Annotated in this window: 6 protein-coding genes; 2 read left to right on the plus strand and 4 right to left on the minus strand. The window is 72.3% G+C overall.

Annotation, left to right across the window (positions count from 1 at the left end; genetic code table 11):
- Positions 1–700: TOMM precursor leader peptide-binding protein (locus GTW67_RS24620; protein WP_161166989.1), on the plus strand; the 700-nt coding region annotated here is incomplete at its 5' end.
- On the plus strand, positions 693–2,075 hold the full coding sequence (locus tag GTW67_RS24625) for an ABC1 kinase family protein (protein WP_161166990.1): 1,383 nt from the start codon (positions 693–695) through the stop codon (positions 2,073–2,075). The genes GTW67_RS24620 and GTW67_RS24625, both read left to right, overlap by 8 nt.
- Positions 2,076–2,182: 107 nt before the next feature.
- Here the strand turns inward: GTW67_RS24625 and GTW67_RS24630 are convergent, their stop codons facing one another.
- The 4 genes from GTW67_RS24630 to GTW67_RS24645 all read right to left on the minus strand — a co-directional run.
- Entirely contained in the window at positions 2,183–2,506 is a 324-nt protein-coding gene (locus tag GTW67_RS24630) for a putative WhiB-interacting protein (protein ID WP_161166991.1), read from the minus strand.
- The gene (locus tag GTW67_RS24635; protein ID WP_161166992.1) at positions 2,503–2,871 is read right to left on the minus strand and encodes a WhiB family transcriptional regulator; all 369 of its coding nucleotides are present in this window, start codon (positions 2,869–2,871) and stop codon (positions 2,503–2,505) included. The genes GTW67_RS24630 and GTW67_RS24635 overlap by 4 nt, the downstream gene beginning before the upstream one ends.
- 171 nt (positions 2,872–3,042) lie before the next feature.
- Positions 3,043–3,378 (minus strand): hypothetical protein, encoded by a 336-nt coding sequence (locus GTW67_RS24640; protein ID WP_161166993.1) that lies wholly within the window; start codon positions 3,376–3,378, stop codon positions 3,043–3,045.
- 165 nt (positions 3,379–3,543) lie between these two features.
- Positions 3,544–3,976 (minus strand): HRDC domain-containing protein (locus GTW67_RS24645; protein ID WP_202437649.1); only part of this gene is annotated, 433 nt, incomplete at its 5' end.

Raw genomic sequence — 3,976 nt, forward strand, 5'->3', positions numbered from 1 at the left:
GGGCGGGCTGCCCGCCGAGGCCGTCGGCGACCGCCGGGACGAGGCGGCCCGCCGGGCCGTGCGACGGGCCGCCCCGGACCGGCCGCCACGCCGGGGCCCCACGTCCCCGCCCGGGGACGGCGGGCCGGGCTTCTCCCTGGTCGTCCTCGCCCCGCGCGACGATGTGGCGTCGCACACGCCCGACCCGGCCCACGCCGACTCCCTCATGGCGTCGGGCACTCCCCACCTGTACGCCGGCGTCGTGGAGGGGACCGGTGTCGTCGGTCCCCTCGTCCTGCCCGGCGAGACGGGCTGTGCCGGCTGTCTGCACGCGGACCGCACCGACCGCGACCCCACCTGGCCGCGGCTGGTCGCGCAGTGGCGCTCCGGCCGGCAGCGCCAGGTGCCGGCCTGCGATCTGACGCTGGCCACGACCGTCGCCGGGCTGGCGGCGGCCCATGCCCTCGCCTTCCTCGACGGCCGGACCCCGTCCAGTGCCGGCGCGCGCTGGGAGGTCTCACTGCCCGCTCTGCGGTGGCGTGCGCGCCCGGTCCGGCCGCATTCGGCGTGCCCGTGCGGGGCCGGCCGGAAAGGTAACCAGGAACACACCCCCGGGAACGGGGGCCGACGCGCGACAATGGCTGGGCAATGGCCGTCAGCCGACGTACGCCGTGAGGCAGCAGCGGCGCGGCCGGCTGGGACTTGGAGGGCGCATGTCTGATCTTCCCCGGAAGGCGGTCACCCGGACCGCCAAGCTCGCCGCGCTCCCGCTCGGCTTCGCCGGGCGGGCGACCTGGGGACTCGGCAAGCGGATCGTGGGCGAGTCCGCCGAGATCGTCGGCCAGCAGCTCCAGCAGCGCACCGCGGAGCAGCTGTTCAAGGTTCTCGGCGAGCTCAAGGGCGGCGCGATGAAGTTCGGGCAGGCCCTGTCCGTCTTCGAGTCGGCGTTGCCCGAGGAGGTCGCCGGTCCGTACCGGGCCGCGCTGACCAAGCTCCAGGAGGCCGCTCCCCCGATGCCGACGCGCACGGTGCACTCCGTGCTCGCCGAGCGGCTCGGCGAGGACTGGTCCGGCCTGTTCGTGGAGTTCGACGACAAGCCCGCCGCGGCGGCGTCGATCGGCCAGGTGCACCGGGCGGTGTGGCACGACGGCCGCGAGGTGGCCGTCAAGGTGCAGTACCCGGGCGCCGGCGAGGCCCTGCTGTCCGATCTGAACCAGCTCAGCCGTTTCGCCCGCCTCCTCGGCCCGCTCGTGCCCGGCATGGACATCAAGCCACTGATCACGGAACTGAAGGACCGGGTCTCGGAGGAGCTGGACTACGGGCTGGAGGCGCAGGCGCAGCGCGCCCACGCCGAGGAGTTCGCGGGCGACCCGGACATCGTGGTGCCGGACGTGGTCCACGAGTGCGACCAGGTCCTGATCACCGAGTGGATCGACGGCATCCCGATGTCGGAGGTCATCGCGGACGGCACCCCGGAGCAGCGGGACCGGGCCGGGCAGCTCCTGGCCCACTTCCTGTTCTCCGGTCCGGCCCGCACCGGCCTCCTGCACGCCGACCCGCACCCGGGCAACTTCCGGCTGCTGCCCGGCGGGCCGGAGGGCGAGGACGACTGGCGCCTCGGCGTCCTGGACTTCGGCACGGTCGACCGCCTCCCGGGCGGACTGCCGCAGCCCATCGGCGAGGCGCTCCGCATGACGCTGGACGGCGATGCCGAGGCCGTCTACGAGATGCTGTGCGCGGAGGGCTTCGTCAAGGAGTCGATAGAGCTGGATCCCGACGCCGTCCTCGACTACCTGCTGCCGATCATCGAGCCGGCCCGGGTCGACGAGTTCACCTTCACCCGCGGCTGGATGCGCAGCCAGGCGGCCAGGATCGCCGACCCCCGCTCCCCCGCCTACCAGCTGGCCAAGCAGCTCAACCTGCCTCCGGCCTATCTGCTGATCCACCGGGTGAGCCTCAGCACCATCGGCGTGCTGTGCCAGCTGGGCGCGACGGTGCGGCTGCGAGAGGAGCTGGAGGAGTGGCTCGCGGGCTTCGCCCCCGAGGCCGACGGCGAGGCCGAGGACGAGGCGGAGGAGACGGCGGTGGAGGCGTGAGCCGCCGGTGCTGAACGCGCCGTGGGGGCCGGTCCGTTCGTACGGACCGGCCCCCACGGGGAAGGCTTCGCCTCCGGGACGGAGGCCACCGCTTCGGGTGTGGTCGGTTACTGCATGACCGCCATGGCGAGCGCACGCCGGGCGCGCATCGAGGCGCGCTCGGCCCGGCGCTGCATCCGGCGAGCGGTCGCCAGACGCATGGCCCGGCGTTCCTGCTCGGCCTCATGCAGGCGCTCGTGCATATGCGCACGCGCCAGGGCTTCTGGGATGAGTTGCATCTCGCGGGTCCTGTTCTGACGCGAGTCCTTCGCGCCGCTGGTGGTGAAGTCTTCAGGCGTCGTGCCTGCGATCTCGTCGGTGGACGGCTTCATCGGGGCCTGCTTCTTGGGGTCGTGCGTGAGGGGGCGATCGATCGTTCCGGTGATGTTCATGCCGTGACCGGGTTCTTGCGCGGGCGGCCACGGGGCCGCTTCCGGGCGACGACGACACCCTGGACGAACAGCTCTCCACCCCAGACGCCCCAGGGCTCACGCCGCTCCTTGGCGCCGGCGAGGCAGGCCTCGATCAGCGGACAGGTGCGGCAGAGGGACTTGGCGTACTCGACGTCCGCCGGCGACTCCGCGAAGAAGACCTCCGGGTCGTAGGAACGGCAGGGGACGGGCACGCCGAGGTTCTCGATGGCGTCGTCGAGCGCGGTGAGCGCGGTGAGCGGGGTCAAGGTGGGGTCCTCCGTGAGGCCGGGCTTGGGGATCGTGTCGGAAGGCGGTACGGACGGGGCGTGCGCTTCGAGTTGCACGGTTGGTCTTCCTCGTCTGGTCGTTCCGGCCGGTCGGCCGGGTGCGGCTTGGTACCGGGTTCTTTTCTTGTCCCGAGGCTCCTTCGGGCTGTCGTCCCCGTTCGGGGAAAACAGAAGGGCCGCGGATCCCGGATGGGGTTCCGCGGCCCTGAAGGCGCCGGCCTGATCAGATCAGGCTGGATCACTCCAGGGTTCTGGCCCACGGAAGGCCCACATCAGGTGGTGGTGCTGCGTCGTCTGCTTCCGGACTCCGGCACCGGTCGCCGTAAAGGCATAGGCCTGAGCCTGCGCCGTTACTGCTGCTTCCAGTGCCTTGGTCGGTCGCTCATTGCGCTCGCGGACAGGGAGACCCGCGGGGGCAACGGAGAGGGACGCCGGACGGTCGGCACGGATGCCGGACAGACCGGTGCCCTGGATCGAGGAGCCGAGCATGCACAGGGAGACGGTCGAGCGATCGGTCAGTTTGGCGGTGGAACCGGCGGTGGTGCTGGCGTTGATGCTGATCACTGGACTCGCCTCCTCTCGGCGTCTCGGGGGACCGGTGCGAACCGGTCCGCGGATATGCAAGTACAACACGGGGGCAGGGCCTTCGGGAAGGCCGTCGTTCCCCGTGACCAAGAACCTATGGGGATTCCCGGGGCATGCGCAAACTATTTTTTCGACGAGTTGGGATCAGTCGTCCTCGTCAAGCCCGGCGATGTCCCGGCCTGCGCAGATGGCCAGGACGTCGGCTCCGTAGCGGTTGAACTTGCGGGCGCCGACCCCCGGGATCCTGGCCAGCTCGTGTTCGTCCTCCGGCACCGACTCGGCGATCGCCATCAGCGTCTTGTCGGTGAAGACGCAGAACGCGGGCTGCCCGCTGCGCCCCGCCTGGACCGCCCGCCACTCGCGCAGCCGCTCGTAGACGCCCTCGTCCATGTCGGACGGGCAGTCCTCGCAGCGCATCAGCTTCATCTCGCCGGCGTCGGTGAGGGTGCGGCCGCAGACCCGGCAGCGGGCCGGGGTCCGCCGGGTGCGCCGGGGCGCGGCGGCCGTGGGTCCGCGTCCGGAGCCGCGCTCCACTCCGCCCGGGCCGCCGGCGGGGGTGCGGGCCCCGGTCGTGGCC

Source organism: Streptomyces sp. SID5910, from assembly GCF_009862125.1.
In the GTDB taxonomy this organism is placed as follows: Bacteria; Actinomycetota; Actinomycetes; order Streptomycetales; family Streptomycetaceae; genus Streptomyces.

Bases quoted from the DNA above. Each gene is read 5' to 3' on its own strand.
- GTW67_RS24625 (WP_161166990.1), top strand. From the start codon at position 693: ATGTCTGATCTTCCCCGGAAGGCGGTCACCCGGACCGCCAAGCTCGCC.
- GTW67_RS24630 (WP_161166991.1), bottom strand. From the start codon at position 2,506: ATGAACATCACCGGAACGATCGATCGCCCCCTCACGCACGACCCCAAG.